Genomic DNA, 14976 nt, shown 5'->3' on the forward strand with positions numbered 1-14976 from the left:
GGGTTCATGGGGCGGATACGTTTGAGTTGTAACTTACTGCTTTATTGAAATTCTTCAGGGGAAAACTTTTCGTCGAAGCATCATGATTTGTGTACCCGAAAGCCAATCTATTTCGGTCATTTATTGTCATTGTTATAGGCTATTGAAATGTAGACCAAAAGACGAAGCTGCCGTATAAGCAGCATACGCAAAACAAACGAATGAACCTAAGACAACAACTATTGTAACTGCGTTAATAGCATGACCAATTTTGTCCTTATGATGTCCATAACACAACTGAGATAGATATGTTGTTGCAGTAGCAAAAGCAGCTGTAAGCAGACCTGCACAAAAGATCAATATAGATAAACTTAAAGCCGAAGTGACATTAACGGAAGAACCTTCAGTCCATATCTTTCCTGTGAATGCTAAAAGCGCAGCAGCGGCACCGCCATTTATAACCATACTGGCTTTTAATGCAGCCTGCCCCGCGGTAATAACGGATTTAAATAACTCAACAGAGTGAGCAGAGACATTTTGAGAATGAGCTATATTTCTTGAATTTTCAGCTTGAAACTCGGCTAAATTTTGATCATGTTTGAGCTTATCAATTTCGTATGATGTTTCTGTACGTTTAGACAACTGGGCCATGTAATTGTCCATAGCATCAATTGATATATTTTCTTGTTCTTTATTTCGGAGTTGCTGAAGTGCATTACGAACTTCATCTATGACTTCAATTGCTTTCATTCTTATTAATCACTCATAATTTAAGTAAAGTCTATAACGAATGACATGGATTCCCCCTACAGAGGATCTGCCACACTTATGTGGTGCTTAAATACATCGGAGGCACCATGTCTGATTATTCTTATTTCTGCGTTATCGACCTAGCTAAAAACCACTTCAGTGTTCATGCCGTAGACCAAAATGGTAAGGTCATACTTCATAAGTCAGTAACTCGCTCTAAGTTACTGACTACAATAGCAAATATACCACTCATGCGTATAGGCGTTGAAGCGTGTGGTGGTGCACATTCTCGGGCAAGAACACTTGCGGAGAGCCTGTTAATGCGGCGGACACACTAGATGGCATCTCACGAATAAGGCACCGCTGTCGCGGAAAGTCATCAGAGCCACGGCGTATGCGAACCGTCGATAAGTAGGCCGAATGTAGAACGGCAGTCCAAAACTCATCAACATAAGTTTAGCGGGTGTTTGACAACCGGGGGAGTCCAAGCCCATGTGGCCCTGTTAAGGTTTAAATGTAAATCAAAAAATAGCATCTAAATCAATAACATATTAAATATTATTTGATTTTTTATTATCTATGTAGCAAATGTGTAGCTAGATAATTGTTACTAATTTTAGGCCGTTCAGTTGAGATTCTCTATGATGTTAAAGATAGCGACAGGCCAATCTCTAGACCAAAAGAGACATTAACAGGAGTGAGGATTAATCAAATTTTAAGGTGAAACTTCAAAGCATCTACTAGGAATCGATAAGATTATCGTTGATAGGTTAGTTTAAAATAAGACTATATAAGTATGATCCTTTCCTCCTTTAGCATATAGAGAAGAACGAAGCTAAGCCCATCACGAGTGGGTTCGGCTTCATATCTCTTTCACATTTCAAGTTACCGCTTATCAGAATTGAACCAAAACAAAGCTTTAATCCACTAATTGTTTCCAGTATTCACGTAACAAAGTGAAATCTTGTATACCTTCACAGCCAGCGTATTCGTTGGCAAGAGTTATTATATCAGAGTCATCAAGAGCAATAATGAAACCTCTCTGGTCTTTCGCAGTATCAACACAGCGTTTATAGAGAAGCTCTTTATTCTCAATAGAGCGACATATCAAAATCCCAACTTTGCCCCTACTAGGTGAGAACCTACCTGATAGCTGATCGACCTCAGGGTTTGCAACTTCTTTCCCGTAGTTTTTACACTCTATAAAGATGTGTGGTGCTGGGTAATGCATCGACAACCAATAAAAAAAGCCCCCTTTAGCTTCATTTACGTATGTAATATCTATCCTTTTTCGACCATCGTGTATTCTGTGTTGCTTAGTTGGATTACATAAAGATGGGTATAATATGACTGACAAAATCCTTTCAACAATGTCTTCATACTGTTCTGCAGTCTCACGACCTACAGGCAGAGCCTTTAATTGTTCCAGTAATTGACTAACATCTGGTTTTTCAACTTGTTCAAGCTCGGAAAACTGCTCATGAGATATAGGGCTAGATGGATTATCAATTTTTGCTTCTCGATAATCATCCAATACATGTGGCCTCAAAATCGTTTGCTCAACTACAGCCAGTTTGTCCTTTCCATATTTTTCCATTAAGTCCTTTTTAGTGACTATCTGGGAGCCATTTTTTAGGTTTTGAACTAGGGGACTTTGAATTTTAATATGTTCATGCTGCATTTGAGGCAACAAATAGTGTCTATAATACTCTTCATAATGAAAACTTAGTCGACTACGGACCAATACTTTAGGGACCAATATTACTTTACCGTAACTAGTAGTTGGTAAATCAACAAACGTATTTTCCCAAACCTCTTTTATTGGATTCCAAAGAGGTCCAGAAACAACATTTTGAGTGAGTGGAATCCCATAATAGCGGCACATATCTTGAGTGTACTTTATCAGCGGACTGCGAAGGATATTGCATACCGCGTCAGAAATCATATCAGTCCCTATTCCATTGATAAGTAGAGCTGTATCCTCTAAGTCTTGCAATAAACCGGACTTTGCAGCCTTACTTTTAGTTAGAGCATCCCAAACTGAATCTGCTGACTCATCTCCAAAGCCGTGCCCTCTTGACTTCCCAACAGAGTACCCCAAATGAAACTCATTACCTTCACTTAAAGACGCAAGCAATGTTTTTGCTCGACCATCATCTCCATTTTTTATCATTTTTAAAACGGACTCAAAAAAAGACTGCAGGAATGAAGACAACTCATTTCCCCATGATGAATCAAGTGACTTTATAGCATTTGGGTCTAAAAATACTGCTAAATCAGTATCTAAAGGGATATCTACAAAATCTAAATATGCTTGTGTGCGTTTTAAACCAAAATACTCTGATACTCTCATAGCGGCTCCCAAAATGTCATCTACAAACAAGATGTTGGGGCTAAGTCCACAATATTAAAGTGGTTGATGTGAGTTTATTTTTATATCTTATGTGTAACCAGCAACATTGATGCGCTTGGTCTGATGTTATGCAAAGATAGAAACGTACGTGTGAGGTCTCGGACTAGGTAGTTAACTCAAAGTCGAATTACCCCGTGATAAAGGGGTAAATTGAATTCATAAGATGTCTTCACCGACAGGTAAAACCCAAAAAGTAGATAAAAACCAGATATGCGAAACCTAGCTATAGACTATTCATTCATCGGGAGGTAACTTCCCTTTATATTAATAAACATACTTTTAAATGAACTACTTAACTGGGCTTTCGACAATGCCAAAAACTTGGACAATTATACTAAAAAACGATGATATAACTGAAAGGAACCTTAAAATCGCCCTTGAGAACTTCACTTGGGGAACAAGGACTAGTGGTTTACATTCAGAAATAAAAGCTGGAGATAATGTAATGTTTTTAGTGGGGGTTAGGACCCAAAACAAACAATACATGAAAAAGCATCTACCTTTTATCGAACATAGGTACCCGATGTATCCAGATGAAACGTTAACTGAAGATTTTGTCAGTGATTTTGTATTCGAAATAGACCGAGTAATTCTTGGTAAAATCACTAGTGATTTCTATATAGATGATTATAAATTATGGCCATCACCAAATGAAGACGACCCAACTAAACAATCTGTTAGCTTCAAACATAGATTTAAGTGGGTTCAAACTCATGAAGCTGGCAAGATGAACTGGTCTATAAACGACAGCAATTATAACTTTCACTTAAGTATAATAGCGGCAGGTAAAAAGCGCGCTCCGTTCCCGAGTGTTCTTTTGTTGCATGATATGGAAAACATAGAATCTAAATTAACAGTAAGTGAACTTCCTTCAACAGATGAAGAAACTTACCAAAACACCGTAGAAACTGCACAGTCAATAATTTTAGAGGCAGGGCCAATAAAGCCGCCCCAAAAACGTGGTGACAATGGTAATGCCAAAGGTAAATGGCCAAGAAGCTTCCGTATTGCTAAAAGCGCGTTAGAAAATGCTAATTTTCAGTGTGAAAACAACCCTCAACACATTACATTTAGGTCTCGTGTAACTAAGAAAAACTTCGTCGAAGCACATCATTTAATACCAATGGAAAAACAAGGCGAGTTTAACGTTAGTCTAGATGTTCCAGAAAACATTCTTTCGCTCTGCCCTAATTGCCACAGCATGTTCCATCATTCTGATATAGATATTACCTCACCTCTAGTGGAAACATTCTTAAATCGTAGAAAGAAGTCTCTTAAGGAGAGAGGTGTCAAAATTACCCTTCGAAAACTTATGGATTATTATGTCAAAAAGTAACAGTTGTGTGGAACACAATGAACTGTATACCAAGCTACGTTCTTTTGCATCGGAAAGAGACTGGAGTAAGTTCCATAGTCCAAAAAACTTAACCATGGCGTTATCTGTTGAGGTGAGTGAACTAATGGAAATATTTCAGTGGTTAACAGAAGAGCAAAGCAACAAATTAACCGATGAACAAACAACAAAAGTTCAAGAAGAGTTAGCAGACGTATTTTTATATCTCTTACAGTTAGCCGATGCAACAAACATTGATTTGATACAGGCAGCTCATATAAAAATCCAAAAAAATGCTCAAAAGTATCCTATCTCGTCATCTTATGGTAACGCAACGAAGTACTCAGACAAATAACATTGTATAAGCCTTACCTCACAAGTAAGGCTTACGGTTGACGTTCTATAATTATTCTTTACGTATCAAAAAGATCGTACTTAAGAATGTAGTAACTGAAATGACAATTAAGGTAAGATCAATTAACTCAACTAGTGATGCAAAAGCAAACAGCAACATTCCCATAGGGATTGCTGTATTCATCCAAAGTTGTTCCTTAGCAGCAAAAATCGATAGTTGATTAGGGGATAGCTCATTTTGAACTTTAGTATCCCATTTCACACCACTCATAGTTGTAAATAGAGCTCCAGTAAGGCCAAACATCGCGATTATGTAAATGTTCATTTGGCTATTGAAAGCCAACAATTGAATAGTAAGGAACAATAAACATAGGAAGTGGACACCTTTCCATTTTACGTTGGTAAGCTTTCCTGTCATAACGGAGGCCGACCCTAACAGAGAACCCACTGAAACTATAGTCGCAACAAGTGCCCATGAATATTCTGAATGATTTTGTATAATTAAGAATGGCCCCGCACTACCCATAAACCCAATACAAACTGAGGCAAAGAACCAACTTCTTATACCATTCTCAGACCAAACTGGAATTATAGACATCTTATTTGAGTTTGTATCAGGTTTGGGTGTTTCTGATTCGCCAACTGAATTGACTTGCTTTTCAAGATCCATTAAGGAAAACATAAGTAAGGCGAAGCCAAAAGTAATAACATCAACCAATAGAACTAGTTCGAAGCCAAGAAATATAACTATCGTAGCGCCAACCAATGGCCCAAGGATCCCAAAAACATCACCCATAGCAGATAGAATTGAGTTACATCTCTCCCTTTCCTTTTCTAAAGTAATTACTGGTATCAACCTGTATGAGGAAGGGGCGAAAAAAGATGAAGCTATACCGTATATAAAGGAAGATGCTGCCATTGCTACAATATCATTACTATAAACGTAGATATAAAGAAGTAAGCCAAGCTGCGTCGATAGCTTAAAAAAATCCGAGACAAGGATTACTCTCTTAAGGTTAACAAAACTTGTTCTTCGATATTGTAAAGTCCCTAAGTATCTCCCTAACCATAAGGATATAAGAACTATGCTAAGACCTACGCCTGACGGAGAGATCTTTACAGATTCGATGGCAAAGGCGATTGGTATTATAGAATTTCCTATAGAAGAAACAAACGAGGCGATACAAAAAAGGAAAAAGTTTCTACTAATATTGCCCAATAGTTTTAATCTAATAGCTTTCATCTCTACATCCTTTGATTATTAAGCCTTCTTTCAACCCGAATAATAGGAAGTCCATAACTTGACTCTCAGGAAGCCCTAATTCATTAGATATATCCCTTGCGTTAAGGAAAAACTCAGTTTGAATTAATTTAAGTATCGAAGAATAAATAGGCTTCAATTTTATTCGCTTTTTCGGTGTAATTAACACATCATAAGAGCCCATCGATTTTAACGGAGGAAAGTGATTATAATAAGCCCTTAGATTGGTTGTTTTTTTCAATAATTCAGGTGCAATAGAATACGGCAAACTACTACCTACTCTAGGTTTCAAAACCTTCAACTTCTCTTCCAAGTTCAACTGATCATATGTCGTATCATTATACCCCTCAAATGCCACTGTTAGATGCATTGTGAGTTCACCTAAACCGTGAACATTATGTTTCTTACCTCTAGGGTAAAACGCCATATCGCCTACGCTATAAGTGATATTTGGCGTATTGTTATCGTGATTCCATTGTTTCTTTCCCATAATTTGGAAAATAATAAAAGGGTGGTCATCAGCATGCATAAAAAACGCTGTTCCTTTTGAGCATGTTACATAACACTGTACCCAGCACTTAACACCATACTTTGATTCAATATACTCCTGTACTAACCTTGCTTGGGGTATATAGTCATTCATATGATCGAAGACAAACGTCCCTCCTTTTTTCAAAAATTGCACCACATTATCGCCATCAACTACTGAATGTTCGATAAGACCATCACCTATTCTCGACTCAATGAACATAGCTGGGTGGAGATCCTTCCCTTCCAATATCAATCTCAAGTTGAACCTAGAACTTCCAACATTTAGTATTGAGTCATATATTGAAGCAGCCAAACTCCTAAATTTTTCAGGTGTTACATGCGATGTCGAAAATGAATCTGAAGGTTTAATTCCTATATTTAACTCATCTATAGAGTTAAATATTTCTTGATAAAATTTAAAACACATACACAGCGCCTATCTTGATCATTTTCTCGACTAAATTGGAATCGATTTTTGACGAAATTAGTTCTCTTAAGACTTCAGGTTTGGAGAATTTGAATTTCTTACTCAATAATCTTTTTTTTTCTTCATCTGTTAATTTTATTCTCCCATATCGAGTCTCGATGTAATCACCTTCAAGCTTAAAACTACTAAGCGCTACTTTCGCGCGACATAGAATTTTGATATTAGCTTTAAGGTTAGGATCGTAAATCGGAGGAATAAACACATTGCCGTCGCGCGACTCCACACAACTCAATCCTATAAACAGACCTGGGCCATTACTTTTGAAAATGTGTAAAACTTTAGACTTAACGTTATGATACTCTCCATTTTTTAGACGAACACATTGAGCGAAAGGCAATTTATCTACATAATCAAAAGTAATACCCATGAAGCTTCTTGCGTCTATTATAGGAAAGTCGAACTCTACATCATTTTCATTAGGCCATTCATAAATACACCGTCCTAAACCATCAATATCTAAAATGATCGAATCTTCGAAATCTCGATGAACTCCAAACGGCGTCCAATTTTCTGAAGTAGATATAAAAACATACACGTCTTTTAAGTCTGGATTTTTGTATCTCGCTAATATTTTACTTTCCAATAGTAGTGCATTAATTTCTCTAGTCAGCAATAAGCTCCATTTAGAAAGCTCATTGATTGCCAAGCAGTAGCCCTCGCCGACAATTCCTCTTAAATGTTCGTGAGGAGGTTGAGCACAATTACCCCATAATTTTGGTATTGAAGCACATGCTCTATAATCTAAGTTTTGTCCTTTAAAAACCCTGTAAGTAGGTTCAATCATTGTTGAGTTAAAAGCACTATTAAGAGAGCTATTTATTACTGAAATAGATATCATTTGTATTTAAAAAGCCCTCATTCTAGAGGGCTTCTCCATAACGTCTTATAAACTAGTGCCCAACATCTTGACGTGGACTATCATTATCGCAGCAAATGCTTTCACTAGCCTCAACCTCAAATTCTTTTGAGAATTCATCGTTATTTTGTTCAATATCCTGATGTAACTTGTTCTTATCTTCCATAAGTTAGCTCCTTGGTAAGTTGTCGTTAACTAGTGCGTAATGAATGCCTAAATGACTCACGATCGCACCCAACCAACCTTGATGCATCTCACTGTAAAACCAAAATTAATTATTTGTAATTTATAGAACATATAAGCTATAAATATAAGCTCACGTTGAAATGTTACGCTATCGATATACCCTGTCCTTACCAACTAGTTTCCCTGAGTAAAATATGGGGAGTTCTCTTTCCGAAGTTTTTTAAGTGAGAAACTTACTTCCCTACAAATAATGAGCGTTATGCTCATACTTGTCGCTTCACTACCCATCAGAAAAACTAACAATTTAGTCATGGCTTTATTCCAAGGTGCCTTCATCCTCGATATTATTTTTGGTTACTTTTTAAAAAAGCACACGAACCTTATAAGGAAGATAGTCTCTTGTTTACTCGCTACCCTTGGTATTTTAACTTTGGTTTCATAACGTACACTTATTCACAGAACTCCAAGTTAAAAAGCATAACGGGGAGTTGATTCCAATCGCCACTGAAATGTTCGCGTGATGATTTCACGCCCCGCAATCATGACTCCTTTCAACACTCTCACCATTTCATTTTCGTCATATAAACTACTTTTGATAACTCCAGTAGTTAAATCAAAAGAAAGAGCGTAGTAAGGCTTACAGACCTGCTCCTTGCGTAGACTGAACACACCACCCATCATCTCAGTAAACCGTTTCCAATCACCTTTGTCCGCGGCTTTTAAAATCCCTTGAGCAAGTAACGGTAAACCTTGTCTTTCTTTTAGGCGTCTCAACTCACGCCACACTGTCACAGAACAGCCTCCCAGTTGTTGAAATTGACGTATGCCCCAACAGGCCGCCCACGCATCAACTCTGGCAGCCGCATCTTGAGGGTCTTCTTCGTAAACACCTTTATCAAGATCAGTTCCATCAATGTTCTTTGAAATGTACTTAGCGATATAACCCGTAGCAGAGCCCTTTGATGGATCTATCTTGATTTCAGTAAATCGGTGCTCAGTCGCGCCTTTTTCTTTACTATCTTCTCGTAACGCATAGTCCTGTATAACCTCTATCATTTGACGATAAGATTCCGGCTCCACAAACAACAATAAATGCCAATGTGGTGTGCCGTCATGTTGTGGCTCTGCTACACGGAAACCGTAAAAACGGACCCCTAAACGATTCAGTTTTGAACGTATTAATTGCCAGACCTTATTTAAGTAAGAGTGACCGTCTAGCGGGGTAAAGCCTCCCCATTTTGGATTGGCATGACCCGAAGCTGAGTAGCTTCTGTGATACTTCGAAGGACAAGTAAGAGTGAGAAAAGTTGCTACATGGTTAAGTTCTTGAGCAAGGTCTTCAAATCCCCTTGCTCTAACCATTAATTCAGCTTTGCGTATCTTCGGATCAGAGACACCCTTTTGTGCTAATTCAAGCAATGAAAAGCGTTGCCCTAGCTCATTAACAGCAAAGGTATTTTCTAAATAAGCGTTCTGATAGGCTCTTTGGTTCCTTCTAGCGATTAATGTCGGATAGGAGCAATACAGGCTTGTTTTCTTATTGATTTGGTTAAGATGGTGCAGAACAATTTCTATATTACGTCTTAACGCCTTTCTGAGCTTTCTAAGCCACCATTTAGGGTCACTATAACGGGCTAGCTCACCGGAATATGAGTACAAACCTGCGTTAGCAGGAAGTCCTTGTTGTTTGACTAGCTGACGAATATAAACAAGGGAAACGGATTCACTCAAATGTTGGCGTCGTAATGCAAGCGTCGAAGCCGCTAAGCGTTTCGCTTTGTCCCTTAAGTCCTCTTCAGTAAGGTTGAGTCCCACTTTATCCAACGGGACAGATAAATGATTCGAGAGTGTGTCCGACGTTACTCGCAAATAAGTATTTCGTTCAAACTTGGTTGGCTGACGACAATACTCATTAAGTAAGATCCGCTGAATTTCAAATGAAAACAAAGCTAACCTCTTGGTCACAAAACCTCTGTCATCAGGGTCAACACTCGATAAATCTAACACATTCATACTCGTTCACTCCCTGTCTGAGTCAAGGAGAAAACATCCCAACGAAGGCCGTAAGATTTGTTACTCACATACGTTATTAAACCGGCTTGAAAAAGCTTATCTATAGTCTCTTTAAAGAGGCGAATAGGTAGTCGCTCTTTTGGGAGCACCTCTCCATTCCTCGGGCAATAGTCTGAGCACACTTCAAACGTATGCCCTCTTTTCATCCAAGCCAAAAGGGTCAATTGTTCTTTACTCAAATTAATCATGATAGCCCCCTCTGTGAGAGAGTTGTTCGCATTTACTGTGGCTCTCTAGCCACTGGTCTAAATCTTCTTTTAGATAGCGTATCGCTCGCCCTATTTTAATAAAAGGTGGGGCGTCTGTTCGATTCTTTCGATGTCCTTCCATTCTTGATTGGCGTAAAAACGAACGACTCATACCAATGTAAGTCGCAGTCTCTTGTTCGGTGTAGGCACGTTTTTGGGTTAATTCTGAATTCATCTCTTTATTCCTCTTAGTCGATTCGAGTTCATCTAAGCAGAAATAAATTCGCAGTGTTAGAGGGTTGTACCTATTAGGTTTAGAGTTATACCTATTAGGTTAAACGATGAAAAAACGCCCTCTCAAGGGGAGTAATTTCTCGGTTAAGTACGATATAAATAAAATCAATGGGTTAATACAATCTTAACCGAAAGTAACCGTTACCAAATAACGCGGTACAAAAACCGTCAAAGCCCCGTGTTTATTGGTTTCATTCGGTTACCTAACCGAAAATAACAACATGTGAAAATATCCAGATAGAAACAAGACGAATATACGGCTGTTAGCCAATCAAATTGACCGCATTGGCTTGGTGCTCAGGAGCTAAATGCGCATACCTAAGGGTCATCTTTAAATCAGCATGGCCAAGTAGCTCACGAACGATGTTTAAATCCACTGCCGCCATAACAAGTTTACTGGCAAAATGGTGGCGCAAATCATGAAAGCGAAAATGTTGTATACCTGCTTCTTTTAATAATTGCTCCCACTGATATTGATAGGTTTCCAAAGGCCTATTATTGACAACAAAAACAAATTCCGTAGTTGGATTCTGCTCTCGCCAAACGTTGAGCATGTCAAAAACTGTATTATTCAGAGGGATCGTTCGTTTGTTTTTGGACTTCGCATTTTCAGAACGTACCGTTAGATAACGATCCTCCATATTGACGTGCTCCCAACATAAAGAAAGTAATTCACCTTTCCTCATACCAGTATTCATCGCCATTAAAACCAGTGGCTCTAGGTAATCGATATAACGTACAGAAAACTGTGTCGACGCCCTTTCTCCGAAGCGCTTTTTGATATCATTTTTCAGACGCTCACTACGATGATGTAGAGTGTCCAATAGTGACTTTTCTTCTTGATAGGAAAGGTAACGAACTCTCTTATTATCTTCCCTAGTAATTTTTACATTATTCAGATTATGTGAATCAATAAAATTCCATTCAACTGCACGGTTGAAAACCGCTCTCAGGCGATTATAGGCATACGAAACCGTTGCTGGAGCACGACCTAAGTTCCTGCGTTCAGTAACCCATTGTTGAATATCCCATGCAGTGATCTCTGCTAAGGGTTTATTCGCCAGATGTTTAAAATTGTTTGTTATACACATGAACGACTGCTTAGCCGTCTTAGGGTTCATAGCTATTAGGTAGGACTCATAATGTTCATCGAGAAATTTTTTTAGTGTTAGGCTACTTCTTTGCTCTTGCCTTTTAGCTTCATATCGGGCCTCTTGCACATCTTCACCACTTGCAACTAAACCCGCTTTCTCTTTAGCTAAGTCTCTTGCTTGCGCAGGAGTTAAAGCATTAGCAGAACCAAGGAGATAATTTCGCTGCTTCCCGTTGAGACGGAAGTACAGATAATACTTAATCGTACCTAAAGGAGAGATCCGAGCATGAAAGCCACTGATTTCAGTATCATTCAATCGCTTCTGTTCAACCTTGAGGTTCTTAATTGAATTAGCTGTGATTTTCTGCTTAATCGCCATAACACTCTTCCTTTGTGTAGCGGATATGTAGCAGAATAATTGTATATCGATAGACTAAAGCGAACGAGTATGAACAAACATAATTAATCTAAATTATTGTTATATATGGCATTACCATTCATTGTTGTATACCGCTGTCTACAGAGGAATATTAGTCAATTCCACTGTTAAGGTGTGAGCAAAGCAATACCGATGCCACCGCAACCACCAAACGCAAGGCATAGTAAAAACGCCACGCGTTGAGAATCACTCTAAACAGATTGTTATACCTAAAATTTGGGTGCAAATTTCAGTGCGTAATTTACCATTTGAACATATTCTTCAATGCCTTCCATTAATGGAAGTTTATCGCGACTTCTACTAGCTAGCTCTTCAAGGAGCAACGCATTGAGTTTTACAGAATCTCGCTCCAGATCGACATATTCAATTTCGGGAACGACGCTAGCATAGCCATAAATAACTTGATCGAAAAACGTACCAACCCATTTATCATAAAATGGATCATTCTTCTTTTCGTTAGCAACATATACAGATACTGCCGAAACGACATCGGCGACCTGAACTCCATGATAAACCTTTGAATCAACAAGATTTACCGGTTCACTCAAATTGAATGTAATTGGTACTGTTTTACCACCAATTGATTGAAAATGTTTGTCAGTTCTATTGATCATTGCGTCGAAAACAGACATATCTTCTTTCAACGGTTTTGCGTCATCACAAACTGCTGTTAATTGTTGATGATTCTGTCCCCAATATGCGAGCAAATTGAAAAGTGATGTATCAGTAAGGTCAAGTATCCATTTGTCGAGTCCTGTACCTTCTAATGCGTCAAGTTCATCAGCGACTGACTGTCGGTTAGCTTGCGTAAAAGCAAGGATACTTTGAAAGGGCATGGTTGCTTCTTGCGGAGTACTTATTGTAAAAAAGTCATCCGAAGTGGTCTTGTTGCGCATGAAGTTTTCAAAATCCAGAAACAACTCTTCTGCGACTTTTTCTTTTACAATAAACTCTATATACAAGTAATTAGCTACAAACTTATGGAAATTAAGGTTATAGAACAGCCCATTTTTTTGAGCTAAAGCAGGCTCAAAAATATACTCAAAAAACTTTCCTGCTAATGCCAACTTTTTATTCTGAACAACTGATTTCATCCTACCATCGTAGATTTCAAGCAATTCAGATATTGCTTTCTTACCACGGTTATTTCCCAGTAGCGTCCCGCCTTTCAGTTCACCATTTTGAATTTTGTACTTTTTAATTATGTACTCAACTACTTCTTTTGCTTCTTCATCACTCGATGCTACAGAGCCATACGAGAAGACTTCCTGACGAGCAGACAACAAGTTATTGCCTGTAAATCCAGACTCATCAAAATATATTTTTTGTGCCATAAAGCCTCTTTTAGTTATAACACCTTGTTATGCAACTATTCCACCGCGATCTCTTTACCAAACAGTACTTTTAGGAATTCAACTCCATCTTCATTCAAATAATAATCAGGCACAGAAGAACCATAGGCTGTTGGTATGACAATATTAACGAAACCATATGAAGCTAGTATATGACCAACTTCTTTGGATGTAAGAGCATTTTCTTGCTGTTTAAGTAACTTAAACTGATTTGCATTTAAGCCATTTATTGAGGTCGAAAATTGCATAAACTGCTCATAGTCCAAACATCCGATGACATATTTAGAAAAAACCTTCCCTAACATTTCTGGTTTATCAATATCATCAGAAGCATTGATAAGCAGAACCAAATTGTCATTTACTTTAGATTTGTACGTATAGTCACTTTCTAATTTAATGAAAAACATGTCTCTTTCATCTTCAGGAACTTGATTCAAAGCGAATACAAACTTTTGCAGTTTTTTAACCAACATGTAGTCACTAATACTTAGTCCAAAATCTTTCAGCTTAATCAAAGTTCCTAAAATGGGAATATCCTTTAGTAGCCCATCATCGAATTGAGAATCTAGAAGTGTTTCTCCTAGATCTACAAGCGCATCTGAAGCATCCTGCCGATTCAGCGTATTTACTAAGCCATTTTTCATAATTTACTCCAGTTGCGTAACGCTTATTAGACTGAATTTTTCCGTGTTTACATTCCATTTATGATGCTGGCATACATTATTAAACTCAATTAGCATCAAACTGTTATGTGAATCGAAAGAGGGTTTCGGGATAGAACTACGGAAAGTTTCCGCATTAGCGCCCAAAGTACGGATTAGATTAATTAGGTCTACTGCAATGCTCGCCAGACGGTAAGTTTATTAGGGCTAACAAAGTTTGGGGCAGAAGCGTTTTAGAGTAGTCGCACTAAGGCGCTCTTGTTCCATTTAGATTTGCTTATGCTCTTATTTCCCAACAGGTCAGTAGTATTGCAATAACAAATTACTACAAGATATTTCAGGCTTAACTCAAACAAATCTTATTATGTTAGGCTTTCAACTAAGCCTCTTAGAAGAATCATTGCCAGAAGTACATTATTGTTAAAAAACTCTTTTTAATCAGTGCACTAACCTTATTCTCAGCCTCATCTCAAACAGAGAAAATCCCTTACCTAGAGTGCGGAATAGAAAAGTCAACTTACATGACGCATGATGATAAAGTTATTGAAGTCCCGCCATTAGTATTCAGAGTTAAGCACGGTAATGATGAACCAACCGTTATGCTGCAAACTTAGTGGTTAGCTAAACTCCAGCATGCATGGGTTCATACTGTAGCCATAGATGGTAAAAGGCTAGAAAATGAGCACATGGGATTGACGTCGACGGTTACTCTTCCATGGAGGTAC

General features: G+C 38.1%; 13 protein-coding genes and 1 pseudogene. 3 read left to right on the top strand and 11 right to left on the bottom strand.

Annotation, left to right across the window (positions count from 1 at the left end; all coding sequences use genetic code 11):
• Positions 1-132: 132 nt before the first annotated feature.
• Positions 133-729 carry a hypothetical protein gene (locus AB4513_RS19680; RefSeq protein ID WP_017084735.1) on the bottom strand — a complete coding sequence of 199 codons (597 nt, stop codon included), beginning with the start codon at positions 727-729 and terminating at the stop codon, positions 133-135.
• A 107-nt stretch (positions 730-836) separates the two neighbouring features.
• On the opposite strand from AB4513_RS19680, the pseudogene AB4513_RS19685 reads away from it, so the two are divergent.
• Positions 837-1034, top strand: a pseudogene (locus AB4513_RS19685) (IS110 family transposase); the annotation flags it as partial.
• A gap of 614 nt (positions 1035-1648) precedes the next feature.
• Here AB4513_RS19685 and AB4513_RS19690 read toward each other — a convergent pair.
• Positions 1649-3082 carry a hypothetical protein gene (locus tag AB4513_RS19690; protein WP_102257640.1) on the bottom strand — a complete coding sequence of 478 codons (1434 nt, stop codon included), beginning with the start codon at positions 3080-3082 and terminating at the stop codon, positions 1649-1651.
• Positions 3083-3452: 370 nt separating this feature from the next.
• Between AB4513_RS19690 and AB4513_RS19695 the strand changes: the two genes are divergently transcribed.
• Both AB4513_RS19695 and AB4513_RS19700 read left to right on the top strand, forming a co-directional pair.
• Entirely contained in the window at positions 3453-4478 is a 1026-nt protein-coding gene (locus AB4513_RS19695; protein ID WP_198592092.1) for an HNH endonuclease, read from the top strand.
• Positions 4465-4830: a nucleotide pyrophosphohydrolase gene (locus AB4513_RS19700; RefSeq protein ID WP_102257642.1), complete on the top strand. Its 366-nt coding sequence runs from the start codon at positions 4465-4467 to the stop codon at positions 4828-4830. The genes AB4513_RS19695 and AB4513_RS19700 overlap by 14 nt, the downstream gene beginning before the upstream one ends.
• A gap of 51 nt (positions 4831-4881) precedes the next feature.
• On the opposite strand, the gene AB4513_RS19705 is transcribed toward AB4513_RS19700, so the two are convergent.
• The 9 genes from AB4513_RS19705 to AB4513_RS19745 all read right to left on the bottom strand — a co-directional run bounded on the left by AB4513_RS19705 (position 4882) and on the right by AB4513_RS19745 (position 14233).
• A complete protein-coding gene (locus tag AB4513_RS19705; protein WP_102257643.1) occupies positions 4882-6072 on the bottom strand; it encodes an MFS transporter in 1191 nt (396 codons plus the stop codon).
• Complete coding sequence (locus tag AB4513_RS19710) at positions 6059-7048, bottom strand: hypothetical protein (RefSeq protein ID WP_102257644.1); 990 nt, start codon at positions 7046-7048, stop codon at positions 6059-6061. Before AB4513_RS19710 ends, AB4513_RS19705 begins: the two co-directional genes overlap by 14 nt.
• A complete protein-coding gene (locus tag AB4513_RS19715) occupies positions 7038-7892 on the bottom strand; it encodes a hypothetical protein (RefSeq protein WP_133151963.1) in 855 nt (284 codons plus the stop codon). Before AB4513_RS19715 ends, AB4513_RS19710 begins: the two co-directional genes overlap by 11 nt.
• 106 nt (positions 7893-7998) lie before the next feature.
• Positions 7999-8130, bottom strand: coding sequence for a hypothetical protein (locus AB4513_RS19720; protein ID WP_276605431.1), 132 nt, complete (start codon positions 8128-8130; stop codon positions 7999-8001).
• 488 nt (positions 8131-8618) lie between these two features.
• Positions 8619-10163, bottom strand: coding sequence for a replication endonuclease (locus tag AB4513_RS19725; protein ID WP_102257647.1), 1545 nt, complete (start codon positions 10161-10163; stop codon positions 8619-8621).
• 240 nt (positions 10164-10403) lie between these two features.
• On the bottom strand, positions 10404-10646 hold the full coding sequence (locus AB4513_RS19730) for a helix-turn-helix domain-containing protein (protein ID WP_102257649.1): 243 nt from the start codon (positions 10644-10646) through the stop codon (positions 10404-10406).
• Between the two features lie 322 nt (positions 10647-10968).
• Positions 10969-12177 carry a site-specific integrase gene (locus AB4513_RS19735; RefSeq protein ID WP_102257650.1) on the bottom strand — a complete coding sequence of 403 codons (1209 nt, stop codon included), beginning with the start codon at positions 12175-12177 and terminating at the stop codon, positions 10969-10971.
• A gap of 269 nt (positions 12178-12446) precedes the next feature.
• Positions 12447-13571 (bottom strand): DUF3800 domain-containing protein, encoded by a 1125-nt coding sequence (locus tag AB4513_RS19740; RefSeq protein WP_017084737.1) that lies wholly within the window; start codon positions 13569-13571, stop codon positions 12447-12449.
• A 35-nt stretch (positions 13572-13606) separates the two neighbouring features.
• Entirely contained in the window at positions 13607-14233 is a 627-nt protein-coding gene (locus AB4513_RS19745) for a hypothetical protein (protein ID WP_017084738.1), read from the bottom strand.
• Between the last annotated feature and the right edge of the window lie 743 nt (positions 14234-14976).

The organism is Vibrio sp. 10N.222.54.E6, assembly GCF_041473955.1.
Classification (GTDB): Bacteria; Pseudomonadota; Gammaproteobacteria; order Enterobacterales; family Vibrionaceae; genus Vibrio; species Vibrio tasmaniensis_A.

What these genes read in the sequence shown, in the direction of transcription:
- AB4513_RS19680 (WP_017084735.1), bottom strand. Translation starts at nt 729, where the DNA reads ATGAAAGCAATTGAAGTCATAGATGAAGTTCGTAATGCACTTCAGCAA.
- AB4513_RS19690 (WP_102257640.1), bottom strand. Translation starts at nt 3,082, where the DNA reads ATGAGAGTATCAGAGTATTTTGGTTTAAAACGCACACAAGCATATTTA.
- AB4513_RS19695 (WP_198592092.1), top strand. Translation starts at nt 3,453, where the DNA reads ATGCCAAAAACTTGGACAATTATACTAAAAAACGATGATATAACTGAA.
- AB4513_RS19700 (WP_102257642.1), top strand. Translation starts at nt 4,465, where the DNA reads ATGTCAAAAAGTAACAGTTGTGTGGAACACAATGAACTGTATACCAAG.
- AB4513_RS19705 (WP_102257643.1), bottom strand. Translation starts at nt 6,072, where the DNA reads ATGAAAGCTATTAGATTAAAACTATTGGGCAATATTAGTAGAAACTTT.
- AB4513_RS19710 (WP_102257644.1), bottom strand. Translation starts at nt 7,048, where the DNA reads ATGTGTTTTAAATTTTATCAAGAAATATTTAACTCTATAGATGAGTTA.
- AB4513_RS19715 (WP_133151963.1), bottom strand. Translation starts at nt 7,892, where the DNA reads ATGATTGAACCTACTTACAGGGTTTTTAAAGGACAAAACTTAGATTAT.
- AB4513_RS19720 (WP_276605431.1), bottom strand. Translation starts at nt 8,130, where the DNA reads ATGGAAGATAAGAACAAGTTACATCAGGATATTGAACAAAATAACGAT.
- AB4513_RS19725 (WP_102257647.1), bottom strand. Translation starts at nt 10,163, where the DNA reads ATGAATGTGTTAGATTTATCGAGTGTTGACCCTGATGACAGAGGTTTT.
- AB4513_RS19730 (WP_102257649.1), bottom strand. Translation starts at nt 10,646, where the DNA reads ATGAATTCAGAATTAACCCAAAAACGTGCCTACACCGAACAAGAGACT.
- AB4513_RS19735 (WP_102257650.1), bottom strand. Translation starts at nt 12,177, where the DNA reads ATGGCGATTAAGCAGAAAATCACAGCTAATTCAATTAAGAACCTCAAG.
- AB4513_RS19740 (WP_017084737.1), bottom strand. Translation starts at nt 13,571, where the DNA reads ATGGCACAAAAAATATATTTTGATGAGTCTGGATTTACAGGCAATAAC.
- AB4513_RS19745 (WP_017084738.1), bottom strand. Translation starts at nt 14,233, where the DNA reads ATGAAAAATGGCTTAGTAAATACGCTGAATCGGCAGGATGCTTCAGAT.